Here is a 15,897-nt window from a genome sequence, read left to right as displayed (position 1 = left end):
TCCCGTTTCCCCGCTTGGGATGCCGAGCCCCGGTTTTGCTAATTTTTCAATTCCCTTGGGGGTCTCCATGGATATCGTCGCAGCTTCAGGAACCGGAACCGTGCAGGCTTTGCATGCCCAAGAGGGCCGCTTCCGGACCGTCGATGACGCGTTGGCCGAGGAAGCCGCGTTGCAAATCCTCGTCGATGGCGCGGCTTTTTCCATGACCATGCGGACCCCGGGGCAGGATACGGATTTGGCTATCGGGCTTTTGCATGGGGAAGGCGAATTGGTTTCCTGGGATGATGTCGAGACGGCGAAGGAAATCCCGGCCGCCGGCGAAGGATGTTCCGATGCCATCGAGATTATGCGGAAGCCTGCGGCACGCGAGGATCGGAAACCGGCCGAGCGCCGCTTGATCTCCAACGCATCTTGCGGCGTATGCGGTAAGGTGTCGGCAGAGGATCTCGAAGTCCAGGCCCTGCGCGGCGACCGGGCGGAAGCGCGTTTGGATCTTGCCCTGATACCCGTTCTGGAAGGCCGCATGCGCTCGGCCCAGGAATTATTCAGCCGCACCGGCGGCAGCCATGCGGCCGCCCTCTTCGCGGCCGATGGCGGACTGTTGGTCCTGCGCGAGGACGTGGGCCGGCACAACGCGGTGGACAAGGCGATCGGGCATTTGCTGAGGGAACGCGCGCTTAAGCAAGCCGGTCTGCTTTTCATCAGCGGAAGGGTCTCCTACGAGATCGTGTCAAAGGCCGCCAAGGCGAACATCCCTTTCTTGTTGGCGGTCTCCGCGCCCTCTACCTTGGCGGTGAAGTTATGCCGCGAAGCCGGGATTACCTTGCTGGCCTTCTGCCGCGGCGGGAAGGCGACCGTTTACAGCCATCCCGAGCGGGTCTTTTGGGAAGACCGGGGGCATGCGCATGCCCCGGCTATGGATTTGACGGCATCGATCACCCGGGGAGAAGCATGAAAAGCGCCAAGGGTCCGGTGGCGGGCGGCCTGGGCGCCCTCATCGCCAGCGGCAAGGCCATGCTCCGGGAACGGTCCATGGTTTCCGGCACGGCCGCCCTGCTCAGGGTCAACCAACCCGGCGGATTCGATTGTCCCGGCTGCGCCTGGCCCGAAGGGGAGCATTCGCGCCTGGACTTCTGCGAGAACGGCCTCAAGGCGGTGGCCGCGGAAACCACTACGAAACGTGTTGATCCGGAATTCTTCGCGAAGCATACGGTGAAGGAATTGGCCGCGCAATCGGACTTCTGGCTGGAGCAGCAAGGCCGGCTGACCCATCCCATGGAATACGATGCCGCTTCCGATCGCTACCGGCCCATCGCCTGGGAAGACGCTTTCGCCCGTATCGGCAGGATCCTACGGGGCTTGGGCCATCCCGATCGGGCGGCCTTCTATACTTCCGGACGGACCAGCAATGAGGCGGCCTTTCTCTACCAGCTTTTCGCGCGGGAATTCGGGACCAACAATCTGCCCGATTGCTCGAACATGTGCCATGAGAGCAGCGGGGTGGCGCTCAGCGATTCCATCGGCACCGGTAAAGGCACGGTGACCCTGGCCGATTTCGACGCCGCGGATTGCCTCTTCATCATCGGCCAGAACCCGGGCACCAACCATCCCCGCATGATGAGCACCTTGCAACAGGCGCGCCGCCGCGGCGCGCCCATCGTGGCGGTGAATCCCTTGCGCGAGCCCGGATTGCAGCGCTTCATCCATCCCAAGGATGCGATGGCGATGCTGGCCAACACTCCCACCGATCTCGCTACCCATTACCTGACGCCCTTGGTAGGCGGCGATTTGGCCCTGCTCAAGGGCCTTTGCAAGGCCGTGCTCGCGGCCGAAGATGCCCGGTCCGGCCAGGTTCTGGATCATGCCTTCATCCGCGCGCATACCGAGGGATTCGAAACGTTCGCCGCGGACATCCGGGGCGAGGGCTGGGAAGCCATCGAACGGGAAAGCGGCGTGCCCCGCGTGGAAATCGAAGAGGTAGCCGATCTCTATTGCCGTTCCGGGCGGGTGATCGCTTGTTGGGCCATGGGCCTGACCCAGAATAAGAGGGCGGTAGCCACCATCCAGATGCTGGTGAATCTGCTGATGCTGCGCGGCAACCTCGGGAAGGAAGGGGCGGGAGCATGTCCCGTGCGCGGCCATAGCAACGTCCAGGGCGATCGCACCATGGGCATCACCGAAAAACCCTCGGCCCAATTCCTGGACAGCCTGGAGAAAGCCTTCGGATTCGCTCCCCCGCGCGGCCACGGCGCCGACGTGGTCGAGGCCATCATGGGAATGGCCGAAGGCAAGATCAAGGCCTTCATCGCCATGGGGGGCAACTTCGCCGCGGCCACGCCGGACGGGGATCGAACCGAACAGGCTCTGCGCGGCTGCGAGTTGACCGTTCATGTCAGCACCAAGCTCAATCGCAGCCATCTCGTTACCGGCCGCCACGCCTATATCCTGCCTTGCCTGGGGAGATCCGAGATCGATCTGCGCGAAGGACGTAACCAGCAGGTTACGGTGGAGGATTCCATGAGCATGGTGCACGCCTCCACCGGCCGCAAGCGGCCCGCCTCGCCTCATCTGCTTTCGGAAGTTGCCATCGTGGCCGGTCTGGCGCGGGCCGCCTTGCCCGCCTCCAAGGTGCCTTGGGAAAGCCTGGCCGGCGATTATGGGCGCATTCGCGAGCGCATCGCGGAAGTGGTGCCGGGCTTCGAAGAATTCAACGCCAAGATCAAGCAACCGGGCGGATTCTACCTGGGGAACAGCGCCGGCCGGCGGGAATGGGAGAACGCCGGGGGCAAGGCCCGCTTCGTCGCGGCGGCCCTGGATCCGATCGTGCTCCGCGAAGGCGAGTTGCGGCTCATGACCTTGCGCTCCCACGATCAATACAACACCACTCTTTACGGCCTGGATGACCGCTATCGCGGCGTGTTCGGGGAACGGCGGGTGGTCTTCCTGAATGCCGCGGACATGCGCGCGCGCGGCCTGGCGGAAGGGGAGAAGGTGGACCTGGTGGGGACCGATTCCCGCGGGACGGTGCGGATGGCGCCCGGTTTCAAGGCCAAGCCTTACGAGATACCGATAGGCTGCGCGGCCGCCTATTTTCCCGAGACGAACGTGCTGGTGCCTTTGGACAGCGTGGCCGAGCGCAGCAATACGCCGACTTCGAAATTCATTCCGGTGATGGTACGGAAGTCCGGCGCATAGCCGGTTCCGCCCGAACGTTCAACGCGGCTTTACGAATCCGGCGAACCTGCGTTTCCCGCAGGGCCATCTTCAAGGGCTTTCAGCCGGAAGGGGGATCGGGAAGGCTGGGGTCGTCATATGCGCAGGCGCACCTCCGATTTTCAGAATGACCCTCTTGCCGCGGGGATCGACTGCCTGCACGACGCGGGATTCCCCCGGGCCGAAAGGAGAGCGGCCTCTGCTGCCATACCCCTTCCGTCCGGACCCGGAAAGTTTCGTGACGGGAAGATCCGGATCCGGTATGTACCTCAATATTCCGCCGAGGCTTGTCACCGCTAATCCCCAGGCCATTCCCCGGAAATCCAAACCGGAGACCGATGTCGGGTACACTTGGGTAAAGGGGGACCAGGTCTCCCCGCCATCCGTGGTTTTGATGAAGCCGTTGTAACCGCCTGCGAACCCGATCTTGCGGTCCGCGAAGGCGATGTTCGTCGGGTAGGCAGGACCTTTGTACTTGGAGGTCCAGGTCGCGCCTCCATTCACGGTCCCGTGTACCGCCGAGGCTTCTTCGACGGCGAATCCCGTGTCGGCATTGAAGAAATAGAGGTCCGTAATCCGGCCGGATCCGGCCTTCTGGGTAACCCATGAGGCTCCGCCGTTCTTGGTCTTCAGGATGGTGCCGCCCTCGCCCCCGGCATACCCGGTCGACGTATTGAGGAAACGAACGCACTCGATCCGCACCGAAAGAGGCGGGCCTTGGTCTTGCCAGGTCAGGCCGCCATCGTCGGATTTCCGGATCACCCCGTCCACCTCGGCGCTGCGTAAATACCAACCGACCACCCAGCCGGTATCCGCTTGCGGGAAAGCCACGCCTTCCCAATTGAATGCGGGTCCCGGCAAAGACGTCCAATGGTCCCCGTCCCGGGTCCGGAGCAGGGTCCCTTGCCGCCCCACGGCATAGCCCGTATTCTTGTCCAGCATACTGATCGCCTTGAGTCCCGAATCGGTGCCGCTTTCCTGCCTGAGCCAGGTTCGCCCGGAATCGGAACTCTTCACGATGGTACCCTCATCTCCGACGGCGTAGGCGACGCCCGCGGCGGCGATGACGAGATCCCGCAAGCCCGGCAAGGTTTCCGTGCTTTGCCACGTTCGCGGGGATGCGCTTGATGCCGTCAAGATTTGCCCGCGAACGCCCACGATATACCCGTCGCCGGAGCTTCCGAATCCGATTGCTTGCAGAATGGCGTTCCGCGCTCCCGGCAAGGTATCGGTCGACCAATTGACGCCGCCATCCACGGTTTTGTGCACCACCGGGGAATCGGATCTCATCGCATAACCGGTATCCGCTTCCGGGAAATCAATTCCAAGGCACCCCCACGGGCATATCGATGCATCCAAGGTCCAATGGGCGCCGCCATCGGAAGTTTTGAGGTAGCCGTTGAAATCGCCCACGGCATAACCGGATGCGCGGTCGCGGAAATGGATGTCGCGCACGGTAAGCAGGGTATCCTGCAATTGCGCCGCCCACGTGGCTCCGCCATCCGCCGAGTGCAAGATCATCCCCTTCCCGCCTTCGTTGCCGGTGGCCCAAACGTTGGCGGAGTCCAAAGCGAACACCTTCCAAAGGAAGTTGGCGCGTCCCCCGTCCATCATTTTCCAGGATAGGCCCCCGTCGCTGGTCTTGATGATGACCCCGGCATCGCCGGCGGCATATCCCGTCCTGGCATTCGCGAAATGAACCGAGTACAGATGCTCGATCCTATGCGAAAGCAGTGGCGTCCAGTGGCTTCCTCCGTCGGTAGACTTCAGGATCCATCCCGAATCGCCCACGGCGTACCCCGTATCGGGCACGGGAAAGTGCACGTCCCACAAGCTTCCCGGGCCAAGCGAGGGAAGCAGGTTCCAATGCTGACCCTTGTCGGAGGTGATCAACATGGCGCCGCCGCTGCCTACCGCCACGGCCTTGCCGGGAGCGGTCACGAAAACCGAATTGAGATCGTTGCCCTGGGGCCGGGGGAATTGCCATTCCCAGGCATCCTGGCCTCCGAGTACCGGCATGGATGCCAAGAAAAGGGCCGGGAGAATCAGGTGGGCTTTGCGGTTTATTCGCATCCGGGATCGCCTTATTCTTCACTGGCTCCGAGCGTCGTGCGAGGAACCTCGTGCGAACAAGAAAATAGCTCACGATTGCCGGATTGCATCCGATCCTGTGCTTTCTGTTACGCAGGAGAACTATCTTTCGAGGTGCCATGCGCCGGGGAACGGGATTTGCATCCAGGATGGGGCTTGCCGGCCTTTGCTTGGCCACGGCCTTGCGCGCCCAATGGATTTCCATCGATGGGCCGACGGGTGGCGGAAGGCCGATTACGGCCCTCTGCGCCAAGGGCGATACGGTGTTTGCGGGCACCAAGGGGACCGGCCTCTTCCGCTCCTATGACGGAGGCGGCTCTTGGGTGGCGGCCAACAACGGAATGAGTTCCCTGGAGATTTCCAGTATCGGCGTCAAAGGCTCGATTTGGTTCGCCAATAACAGCTACACGATGGCCCATTCGTTCGACAACGGCAATACTTGGAAAGACGCCGGCCAGGGCTTGTTCTCTTACGAAGTCGAGCAGATCCTCGCCTATGGCGACTATGTTTTCGCGGTCACCGGCGGAGCCGGCTTGAATCGTACCGCCAACAACGGCGGATCCTGGGTCCGCGCCGCTGGAATCCCGACCGATATATCCTGCCTGGCGGCCAGTCCGGCCTATGTCTTCGCCGGAACCGAGCACAGCGGCGTTTTCCGCTCATCCGATAGCGGTAATTCCTGGATCCAGTTCAAGACCGGGATTCCCCTCGACACCGATATCATTTCGCTCGCGATCATGGGGAAATACGTGCTTGCCGGGACCTATGGGGGAGTCCTGAGTTCCGAGGACAGCGGAAGCACTTGGAAATGGATCCATAAGGACGATCGGTTGACCGCGTTGTTGGCTCGGGGACCGGACCTTTTCGCATCCGGTTCCTCCGGTATCTTCCGATCGGCGGACACCGGCAAAACCTGGACCCGGACCATCTCGGGATTGACCGACACCGTGGTCCTGGCGATGACGGTGAGCGGATCCAGCCTGTTGGCGGGCACGGCCACGGCCGGGATTTTCCGGAGCGGGGACAATGGCGATTCCTGGGTCCAGTCGAACCGCGGTCTGATAAACGCTTCGGCCCACGCCCTGCTGGTCCGGGGCGACGACTTGTTCGCGGGAACCTACAACGGCGGCGTGTACCGGTATTCCCGGAGCCAGCGGACATGGACGCAGGGCATCCATGGATTGAAACACACTAATATCGGCGCCTTGGGAATACTGGGGCGGCATCTCGTGGCCGGATCCTGGGAAGGCCCCATTTTCCATTCGACCGATGCGGGGGCAAACTGGGATTCGTCCGCCGGACTTACCCCGGGTTCCGAAATCGAAAGCTTCGCCTCCATCGGCAATTACTTCATGGCCGCATCCTCGAACCCCCTTCGCTCGCTCGATTCAGGAGCTTCTTGGTCCAGCCTGGCGTTCTCCGATAAGGATAGCGTCATTTACAACGGCGGCATCGGAGGTTTTGCCCAGTTCAACGGTCAGATGTTCGCAAGCTCCGAATCCGGCATTTTGCGTTCCGCCGATTCGGGCCGCACATGGTCGCTTCGGAGGGACCCCGACGCCGGCCTCGAAAAGCTCTTAGCCCAGGGCGGCGCCTTGTTCGCGGGGCTGAAAGATGAAGTCGTACGCCGTTCCCAGGACGGTGGCTCGACTTGGGAAATCCTCAGGTACGCTTCCAGTGAGACGAGTCTCGATGTATTCGCTTCCAACGGTTCCTCCCTGTTCATGGCAACCAGCACCGGGTTCATTTACCTCTCCGTGGACAACGGGGTTTCTTGGACCGAGGTGGAGTCCAACCTCCCCAAGTCGGAGATCTATTCCCTGGCGGCCTCTGGCGATACGCTCTTCGCAGGGGTCGGGACCAGCGGGGTTTGGCAGCGATCCATTTCCGAAATGCGGGCGACGGTCGCCGTCGGCAAGCCCCGTTCCGTTGGCCACGGCTTGGCCCCGTCCAGTCCCCTGCGATCCGGCGACAAGGTGGAATTCCGCCTCGATCGGCCTTCCCGCGTCCGTCTCGAGTTATCCGACATCCATGGCAGTTTAATCGCGACCTTGTTGGATGCCTTCCTTCCCGCCGGGCCCAACCAGGTGGTCCTGGGAAACCTAGGGGGAAGCGGATTGCGCCTATTGCGGTTGAAAACGGATCGCCTGGTCCAAACCCGGCAGATATTGGTCAGTGGTCGCTGATTCAATGACCGGCCGCGCGCATTTTTTCGACTACGCTTTTCCCTGATCAACCGCATGCGCGCCCTCTTCCCGATTTTTCTGCTCTTGCGCGCGGCCTTCGCCGCCACTCCGGGCGAATCCTTGCGGCAGGTGCAAGCCTCCGCCGAATTCGTGGACATCAGCGCGAACCCGGCGTTGGCCATCGATCTCAAGTACGCTTCCGCGGACAATTTCCTCGCAGCGGATCTGTACGGCGATTTCCGCATCCCTTTCCTGCATCGGATCGCGGCCGCGAAACTGGATTCCGCCGCTCGCTTGCTCGCGGCGGAACGGCCGGGCGCGAAATTGGTCGTCTACGATGCGCTACGGCCCCGCTCGGTCCAATACCGACTCTGGGACAAAGTCAAAGGGACCCCCCGCGAGAAATACGTGGCCAACCCCGCCACGGGATCGATGCACAACTACGGGTTCGCGGTCGATTTGGGCGTGCTCGACGCTTCCGGGAAGGCCATGGACATGGGAAGCCCATTCGATGATTTCTCCGACCTGGCCCAACCGCGCTTGGAATCCGCCTTCCTGAAGTCCGGCGCCCTGACTCCGGTCCAGGTCGCCGACCGCAAGCTCTTGCGGCGCATCATGGAGAAAGCCGGATTCATCCAACTCCCCTTGGAATGGTGGCATTTCGACGCCTTGCCCAAGGCGGCAGTGAAGTCCGGTTACCGCATCGTGGAATGAAAGGGATTCCCGCATGAAAGCCTTCGCAATCGCCCTGGCGCTGGCCGCCGTCGCCGCCAACGCCCGCGATGCATTCCTATCCATGGCCTATACCAACGCCCTGGGGGAGGAACTCCCTTTCTCGATTTTCTCCAAGCATAGCTGGGCGCCCGATCCCAAGGCGCGCTTCGTAAAGCTGCACCTGTACTTCGACCAGCCCATCCCGGTCCAGGGCATATCCATCAATACCTGCGGAGCCAAAATGGATCCGCACATGTCCATTTTCTTCAATTTCGATCAATTGCGATTGCAAGTGGACTCCAACCTGTCCGGGGAAGTGCCGGAAGCCATCTATCCCAAGCAACACGGGGACACGCTGACCGTGGGCGGATTCACGGATAGCATCGATGTCCGGTCGCTGACCTTCAATTTCGAATCCAACTCCGGCTTCAGGATATGCGGCATCGATCTCAAGGATCCCCGGGGGGCCAGTTATACCGTCAAGGTCCCGGTCCTGGCGGGCGGGAGCGTGGAGGCTTCCAGCGTTCTGGAGCCGCGTTCGGCCTACGACCCCGTATTCCTCTTCGACTCCCGCTTCGAATACGGATGGGCCACGGACAAACAGTCCCGTGGCGCCCGCCTCACGTTCGCCTTCGATCGGCAGCGTCGCATCGAGAAGCTGCGCATCTGGAACGGGTACCAACGCTCGGCGGAGCATTGCTGGTCCAACTCCAGGCCGCGCCGCGTCCGGTTCACGGGCGATGGGGGCTATTCCGAGGTGGCGGTCCTCAAGGATATCCTGGGATCGCAAGTAGTGGAATTGCCCAAGCCCTTCGAAGGCAAGCGCTTGGAGATGGAGGTCGTGGACGCATACTTGGGGAAATCCTACCAGGACTTGGTCCTCAGCGAAATCCGGTTCTTCGACGGGAAGGACTGGTTCATGCTCGATCCCACGGCGAACCTCAAGGAAGCGATCGCGCGTAATCGGCTCGACTTCGCCGCGGCCAAAGCCGGCCCGCTCCTGAACGATTCCTATCTGGCCGAAGGCGAGGTAAATGACGCATCGGAAGATGTGAAGGCCACCCTGCGGATGCGCGCCGACGGCAGCTTTTACCTTTCGGGGGTACAGGGCGAAGACGACGGTATCCGATATTTCGCCCTTGGCAATTACGAGATCAAGCGCGCCGATGCCGGCGGCCTTAAACTGAGGCTGTTCGGATTGTATTACGAATCCGACGAGTACGGGGATTGCAACGGTTGCGGACGCGACTGCAATCGGAACGACGATGCGGCCTCCGGGGACCGACCCCGCATCCTCCAGGAATTCATCTCGGTAAAACCGGCCCGAGGCGGAAAGTTCGAAGTGGCGATCGATAAGGGCGGGAAGAGGATCCATTTCGGGAAGCTCCTCTTCGCGCGCGAAGGGAAGGCCCGATGATCGCGCTGGCACTAATTCTCGCCGCATCCATAGGCCAATCGGCTCCCGCGCCGCAAGTTACCAAGGCGATCGTGAAGGTGGATCTGCAATGGGAATACCAGGGTTTCCCGGGCCCCATCATCATTTACGAGGTGAAAGGGAGGCCCAAGCTGTGGGAAACCCGTAGCGTCGCCGACGAAAAGGACGCTCCCCTCGGGAAGCCCATACCCGGGGCGGAACTCGTGATGTCGCCGGGGCAACGGAAACGCTTCGCGCTGGTCTTCAGGAACCCTTCCGACAGCGTCCGCTATTTTTTCGCGGCGCCCCATACCGTGCACCCGGCCGCGCATTCGTTGGGCTTCAAGTTCAAATGCCTTTGCATCAACCACGCTTTCAAGTCGGAGCCCAAGGGGCTTTGGTACCGGGTCGTCGAATTCCGCTTGTCGCGCGACTTCGCGGGGACGCAACTGACCCTGACCCATACGATTACCGGCCTCGACAAGGCCCAAGCCGATCCCTTCCTGAAGGGACCGGATCAGAACGACCTCTGAGCGCCCCTTCTGGAGGGCGGGAAACCCCGCCATCCATTGGAGGGCGTAGGCGTGCCAATTCTTCATTCGGATCGCGCCCCCGTCGCCGCCAAATTCGCGCCAGCGCCCGACCACCATACTATATTTCCCTGTTGAAACGACCGTCTTGACTCCCAACCGACCGGAAACCCCATGGCTGACTTCAAACATGTAATCGTGCCCAAAGAGGGCGAAAAAATCCGCATCGACGCCCAGCAGAAGCTCCAGGTCCCCGACCGGCCCATCCTGCCCTTCATCGAAGGCGACGGCACCGGCGCGGACATCTGGAAGGCCTCGCGCCACGTCTTCGACGAGGCCGTGCGCAAGGTCTACGGCGGCAAGCGGAAGATCGCTTGGATGGAAGTCTATGCCGGCGAGAAGTCCACCAAGGTCTACGGCGAAGGCCAGTGGCTTCCGGACGAGACCCTGGCCGCCTTCCAGGAATACCTGGTGGGCATCAAAGGCCCGCTGACCACGCCCGTGGGCAAAGGCATCCGCTCCCTCAACGTGGCCCTCCGCCAGATCCTCGATCTCTACGTCTGCTTGCGCCCGGTGCGCTGGTTCACGGGCGTACCGTCCCCGGTCAAGCATCCCGAGAAGGTCGACATGGTGATCTTCCGCGAGAACACCGAGGACATCTACGCCGGCATCGAGTGGTCGAGCGATTCGCCCGAAGCCAAGAAGGTGCTGGATTTCCTGGCCAAGGAATTCCCCAAGGATTTCGGCAAGGTCCGCTTCGGCACCGAGAAGGCCTCGCAGGAATGGCAGAAGAAGCTGGAGGCCATCGGCGCCCCGGCGCGGCCCGCCCCCGTGCAGGTGGGCGTCGGCATCAAGCAGGTCAGCTACCTGGGCACCGAGCGCCTGGTGCATAGCGCCATCAGCTATGCCATCCAGCATAAGCGCAAGAGCGTGACCCTGGTGCATAAAGGCAACATCATGAAGTTCACGGAAGGCGCCTTCCGCGATTGGGGCTTCCAGGTGGCCAAGGAGATGTTCGGCGCGGTCGAAATCGACGGCGGGCCCTGGGTCAAGATCCCCGAGGGCAAGCCGGGCGCGGGCATCGTCATCAAGGATTCCATCGCGGACATCACCTTGCAGCAGGTGCTGACCCGCCCCGAGGACTTCGACGTGATCGCCACCCTCAATCTGAACGGCGATTACCTGAGCGACGCCTTGGCGGCGCAGGTGGGCGGCATCGGCATCGCCCCCGGCGGCAACATCAATTACATGAGCGGCCACGCCATCTTCGAGGCCACCCACGGGACCGCGCCCAAGTACGCCAACCTGGACAAGGTCAATCCCGGATCGGTAGTGCTCTCCGGCGTCATGATGCTCAACCACTTGGGCTGGAAGGAAGCGGCGGACGCCATCGAACGGGGCCTGGAGAAGACCATCGGCGCCAAGACCGTGACCTACGATTTCGCCCGCCTGATGGAAGGCGCGCGCGAGGTCAAGTGCTTTGAATTCGCCAAACTCGTCGCCGACGCCATTTAAGCGGGAAGACGGGAAAAGCCGGAAGGAATGCGAAATGGCCGATAACGACGTCCTCTTCACCATCACCAAGGAACACCTGGATACGGGCCTGCGCGGCTTCCCCGTGGGCACCTGCCCCAACAGCGACGTCGATCCGTACAAGGGCCTGACCTATGGCGGCTACACCATCGCCGAACTGGCCCTCAAGCAGCCGGAAGAGGTGATCTACCTCCTGCTCAAGCGCGAATTGCCGGACGCCGCCCAGCTCTCCACCTTCAAGATGGAACTCATCGCGAATTCGCGCCTCGACCGCGGCGTGATCGAGCATCTGCGCAGCCTGCCCAAGCAGGGCCATCCCATGAAATGGCTTTTGGCCGCCTTGAACGTCATGGGCATGTATGAGGGCACGGGCGACTATTACAAGGACTACGTGAACGTGGTGGCGCAATTGCCGGAAGCGGTAGCCGCCATCTTCCGCATCCGTTCCGGTTGGGGCGATCCCATCCCCTCCAAGCCCGAGTTGGGTTGGATGGAGAACTTCGTGCACATGCTGGGCGCCCCGGGCGCCTCCAAGGATCTCGAACGCCTGATGAAGGTGTTCGCCATCCTGCATTTCGATCATGGCGGCGGGAACCTGTCCACCTTCGTGGGCAAGGCCATCGCTTCGGGCCTGGAAGACATGTTCGGATCGCTGGTGGGGGCCATGGCCGCCCTGGCGGGCCCGCTGCACGGCATGGCCAACCAGGAATGCCTGCGCTTCCTCAAGTCCATCGCCAAGGACATCAAGGATCCTTCCGACGAGAAGACCGTACATGATTACGTGGAGAACCTGCTGGCCAAGGGCGGGGTGCTCTACGGTTTCGGGCATGCCGTCCTGCGCGTGGAGGATCCGCGCGCGACGGTGCAATACGGCTTGGGCGAACAGATCGCCTCCAAGGATCCCCTCTTCCGCCTGGCCGTCACCCTTCGCAAGGTCGGCAGCGAGATCTTGATGAAGAAGGGGAAGGCGGCCGATCCTTACCCGAATGTGGACGCGGTCTCGGGTTGCCTCCTGTCGGCATGCGGCCTCACGGACGAAAACTACTACACGGTGCTTTTCGGCCTGTCGCGCTGCGTCGGCATCGCCGGACAGATCGTGTACGAGCGCAAGGAAGCCCGCGGGGGCAAGGGCACGCCCATCGTGCGCCCGGGGTATATCTACACCGGCCCCAAGCGCTGACCGCGGGGCCTCGAGGCGGAAGGGGATCCGATGAGAATCGGTTTTTGGTTTCTGCTTTTAGCGGCGCCGGCTTTCGTCCGGGGACGAACGGGGTCCATCGAGATCCCTATGTTCTCGGGTCGTCCGCCCCCCATGGCGATAATCACGGATTCGCTGGATCTTAATGCTTTGGATTCGAGCCTGTCCCGGGTCCAAACGAGAATCGTATCCTGCGCATTGTTTCCGCCCCGACCCTCAGTGCCCGAGTATAACAGGGTGATATTCACATCTTCCCTTTCCCAATCCAGCGTTGCTCCCATTTATACAATAAGCGGGGGTTATATGAGTACGGGTGGCCAATGCTATGCCGATAGCGGGCGACAGCTTGAGCGCTTGGCCTTGGAAATCGCTTTTCACTACGATGATACCGCCGTCTACTGGGACGGTGGTCCGAAACCCATGGGTTATCTTGCCTGTTATATTCCCGATAGCTTGCGCCCCGTTTCAGCCCCGTGCAGTACTTCGCCGCTCGCCCCCGCTCCCCGGCAGTTCCGATACCCGCGTTCGCTCCCCCGGTCGGGCGGCGTGGATGCGGCCGGTAGGGCATGGGACGGCGCCCTGCGGTCCCGAAGGATATTCCGTAAAAGCATTCCGCTTCGATAAGATCCCGGATCCGATCACATACGGACCGCCATGGATTGACCATAAGATCGGTTGCCGGCGGCGATGGGTATGGCGCTCCTTCGGGATACCGTTGATTTACCGCTGATTCCGCTTCCGAACGGTTCCTTGCGTCCCTGGCACGGGAATTGATTCTGCCATGCGTAAACCCCGACCGGGAGCCCGCATGATCCGCCGCGCCGCCATCCGCATGCTCATCCTTATCTTCGTCGTTTCGGCCGCGGTCGGCACGGCCCTGGGCCAGATCCCCCTCGACTCCCTGCATGGTCCCATGGTCGGGATGATCGATCCAGACACCAAGCAACAAGTCGCGGTCTCCCCGTCTTTCACCCGCGTCAACGTGGTCATCACCGACGCCATCGCCCAGGTGGTGGTCACCCAGCGCTTCGTGAATCCTTTCCGGGCCAAGACGGAAACCGTCTACCTGTTCCCGCTTCCCGATCAGGGAGCCGTACACGGGATGAAGTACCAGTACAAGGACTCGGTCTACGTCGCGACCATCATGGAGAAGGGGAAGGCGCAGGGGATTTACGATTCCATCAAGAACCAGGGCGGGCAGGCCGCCTTATTGATACAGGATAAGCCGAACATCTTCCAACAGAGCATCGCCACCTTGGGGCCGAACGACACGGCTTTGGTCGAGATAAAGCTGTCCATGCCCCTGAAATACGTGGATGGGGAATTGGAATTGGCGTTCCCGACCCGCATCGGGCCGCGCTACGGCACGGGGGCGGGAGCCGGGAGCGGGCCCTGGAATCCCCCCGAGGATCGATCGGGGCCGGAGTTCCAGTTCAACGTGCTCGTAGAATCGGGCTTGGACCTCGCCGGCATCTACTCCCCGTCCCATGCCATAACCGTCGGGACCCTGGCCGATACCCGCATGACCTTGCAGGATCGGGGGGTGTTGTCCATTTCGGATAATCCCTCCTTGGCTTATACGCGCTCCGTGATGTTGCAGACGGCTGCCACCTACCCGAACCGGGATTACGTACTGCGCCTCAAGCGCGCCCGGACGGCTTCGGATTTCTCCCTGGCGGTTTCCGCGGATGCGAAAGGCCAGGGGTATTTCATGCTCAACCTGTATCCCGACACCGCCGCCTTCGCGGGCCAAAGAGGACCCATGGAATTGGTCATTCTGGTGGATATCTCCGGCTCGCAGGATGGCTGGCCCTTAGCGCGGGAAAAGGAGATCGTTCTTAACATCCTGTCGCGCCTCACCGCTGACGATAACATCGACTTGCTGGCTTTCAACGACGGCGTGACCTATGCCTTCGGATCGGAGACGCCGGTCCCGGCCACCGCGGCCAACCAGGCGATCGCGGGGAATTTCCTGCGGGGGCTTACCGCGGGCGGCAGCACCCAGCTCCTGGACGCCGTGAATAAGACCCTCGCGGTGCCGACCCATTCCGACAAGCAGCGGTACTATGTCTTCCTCACCGACGGGTTCATCACCAATGAAGAGGCCGTCCTGCAGGCCATTTCCCAGCATCCCTCCAAGCCCACCATATTCACCTTCGGGGCGGGCGACAATCTCAACCGTTATTTCCTGGAGGAATGCGCCAAGGTGGGTAACGGCTTCGCTACCCCCCTGGTCTCGGGCGATTCCGTGGCCCCCCTTGTGGAAGCGGCCTGGAGCCGGTTGGAAGCGCCTCAACTCGACAACCTGACGGTGGATTTCGGGGGCCTGGAGGTTTCCGACGTCCTCTACCCGACCTCCGCGCGCTTATACCGGGGCCTGCCTTACCGCTTGAGCGGCAAATTTTCCGGAACCGGGCCGCATACCATTACGGTAAAGGGCTATAAGCAAGGGCAGCCGGTCTCTTTCGCGCATGCCGTCGATTTCGGCGCGGAGGACGCGATGGCCTGGGCGGTGCCGAAGCTATGGGCCCGCGAGAAGATTGGGCAATTGAGCTTGCAACAGGGGACCGGGAACGCCAATCAGCAAGCGATAACTTCTTTGTCCATCGAGTATGAGGTGCTTAGCCAATACACCGCCTTCCTCGCGGCCCATCCGCAGGCCGCGAGCCAGGACAACGTCATCACCACAAAGCTGTCGCGCATGGCGGAAGAGGAGAATACGAATCCGCGCTTCGATCTCTCCATCCGCGGGGGCTTCCTGTATCTGGATTGGAAGCATCCCGCCCACGTGGGGGTCATCCGCATCTTCGATCTGCAAGGGCGCGTGGTATTCGAATACCGTCCCGGCCGCCTGGCTCGGGAAATGGGGCGATGGACATGGGACGGCCGCGATGCGAACGGCCGGGCCTTGGGCCGCGGTCGCTATCTGATCAGCGTGCAGACGCAAGGCGGCATGCGCAACTCGATCTTCGTCTGGAACCCGCGCTGAGTTAGCTATAATTCGACCGGGTTGGGATA

10 protein-coding genes are annotated in these 15,897 nt (G+C 61.9%); 9 read left to right on the top strand and 1 reads right to left on the bottom strand.

Going from position 1 to position 15,897, the window contains the following annotated elements:
• Nucleotides 1–67: 67 nt before the first annotated feature.
• A complete protein-coding gene (fdhD, locus tag JF616_01175; protein MBW8886340.1) occupies nt 68–955 on the top strand; it encodes a formate dehydrogenase accessory sulfurtransferase FdhD in 888 nt (295 codons plus the stop codon).
• The gene (locus tag JF616_01170) at nt 952–3,195 is read left to right on the top strand and encodes an FdhF/YdeP family oxidoreductase (protein MBW8886339.1); all 2,244 of its coding nucleotides are present in this window, start codon (nt 952–954) and stop codon (nt 3,193–3,195) included. Before fdhD ends, JF616_01170 begins: the two co-directional genes overlap by 4 nt.
• A 69-nt stretch (nt 3,196–3,264) precedes the next feature.
• Here JF616_01170 and JF616_01165 read toward each other — a convergent pair whose 3' ends face one another.
• A complete protein-coding gene (locus JF616_01165; protein ID MBW8886338.1) occupies nt 3,265–5,232 on the bottom strand; it encodes a hypothetical protein in 1,968 nt (655 codons plus the stop codon).
• A 221-nt stretch (nt 5,233–5,453) separates the two neighbouring features.
• Between JF616_01165 and JF616_01160 the strand changes: the two genes are divergently transcribed.
• The 7 genes from JF616_01160 to JF616_01130 all read left to right on the top strand — a co-directional run bounded on the left by JF616_01160 (nt 5,454) and on the right by JF616_01130 (nt 15,868).
• The gene (locus tag JF616_01160; GenBank protein ID MBW8886337.1) at nt 5,454–7,490 is read left to right on the top strand and encodes a hypothetical protein; all 2,037 of its coding nucleotides are present in this window, start codon (nt 5,454–5,456) and stop codon (nt 7,488–7,490) included.
• 54 nt (nt 7,491–7,544) lie between these two features.
• Nucleotides 7,545–8,204 (top strand): M15 family metallopeptidase, encoded by a 660-nt coding sequence (locus JF616_01155; GenBank protein MBW8886336.1) that lies wholly within the window; start codon nt 7,545–7,547, stop codon nt 8,202–8,204.
• A 13-nt stretch (nt 8,205–8,217) separates the two neighbouring features.
• Nucleotides 8,218–9,621, top strand: a complete 1,404-nt coding sequence (locus JF616_01150; GenBank protein ID MBW8886335.1) for a hypothetical protein — start codon at nt 8,218–8,220, stop codon at nt 9,619–9,621.
• Complete coding sequence (locus tag JF616_01145; GenBank protein MBW8886334.1) at nt 9,618–10,151, top strand: hypothetical protein; 534 nt, start codon at nt 9,618–9,620, stop codon at nt 10,149–10,151. Before JF616_01150 ends, JF616_01145 begins: the two co-directional genes overlap by 4 nt.
• Before the next feature lie 171 nt (nt 10,152–10,322).
• Nucleotides 10,323–11,663, top strand: coding sequence for an isocitrate dehydrogenase (NADP(+)) (gene icd / locus JF616_01140; protein ID MBW8886333.1), 1,341 nt, complete (start codon nt 10,323–10,325; stop codon nt 11,661–11,663).
• 34 nt (nt 11,664–11,697) lie between these two features.
• Nucleotides 11,698–12,861 (top strand): citrate (Si)-synthase, encoded by a 1,164-nt coding sequence (locus tag JF616_01135; GenBank protein ID MBW8886332.1) that lies wholly within the window; start codon nt 11,698–11,700, stop codon nt 12,859–12,861.
• Nucleotides 12,862–13,660: 799 nt separating this feature from the next.
• A complete protein-coding gene (locus tag JF616_01130; GenBank protein MBW8886331.1) occupies nt 13,661–15,868 on the top strand; it encodes a VWA domain-containing protein in 2,208 nt (735 codons plus the stop codon).
• Nucleotides 15,869–15,897: the final 29 nt, after the last annotated feature.

The sequence above is a fragment of the Fibrobacterota bacterium genome (assembly GCA_019509785.1).
In the GTDB taxonomy this organism is placed as follows: domain Bacteria; phylum Fibrobacterota; class Fibrobacteria; order UBA11236; family UBA11236; genus Chersky-265.
The sequence above is the reverse complement of the archived record's forward strand: the minus strand, read 5'-3'. Positions and strand labels throughout refer to the sequence as shown.

What these genes read in the sequence shown, in the direction of transcription:
- fdhD (MBW8886340.1), top strand. Translation starts at nt 68, where the DNA reads ATGGATATCGTCGCAGCTTCAGGAACCGGAACCGTGCAGGCTTTGCAT.
- JF616_01170 (MBW8886339.1), top strand. Translation starts at nt 952, where the DNA reads ATGAAAAGCGCCAAGGGTCCGGTGGCGGGCGGCCTGGGCGCCCTCATC.
- JF616_01165 (MBW8886338.1), bottom strand. Translation starts at nt 5,232, where the DNA reads ATGCCGGTACTCGGAGGCCAGGATGCCTGGGAATGGCAATTCCCCCGG.
- JF616_01160 (MBW8886337.1), top strand. Translation starts at nt 5,454, where the DNA reads ATGGGGCTTGCCGGCCTTTGCTTGGCCACGGCCTTGCGCGCCCAATGG.
- JF616_01155 (MBW8886336.1), top strand. Translation starts at nt 7,545, where the DNA reads ATGCGCGCCCTCTTCCCGATTTTTCTGCTCTTGCGCGCGGCCTTCGCC.
- JF616_01150 (MBW8886335.1), top strand. Translation starts at nt 8,218, where the DNA reads ATGAAAGCCTTCGCAATCGCCCTGGCGCTGGCCGCCGTCGCCGCCAAC.
- JF616_01145 (MBW8886334.1), top strand. Translation starts at nt 9,618, where the DNA reads ATGATCGCGCTGGCACTAATTCTCGCCGCATCCATAGGCCAATCGGCT.
- icd (MBW8886333.1), top strand. Translation starts at nt 10,323, where the DNA reads ATGGCTGACTTCAAACATGTAATCGTGCCCAAAGAGGGCGAAAAAATC.
- JF616_01135 (MBW8886332.1), top strand. Translation starts at nt 11,698, where the DNA reads ATGGCCGATAACGACGTCCTCTTCACCATCACCAAGGAACACCTGGAT.
- JF616_01130 (MBW8886331.1), top strand. Translation starts at nt 13,661, where the DNA reads ATGCGTAAACCCCGACCGGGAGCCCGCATGATCCGCCGCGCCGCCATC.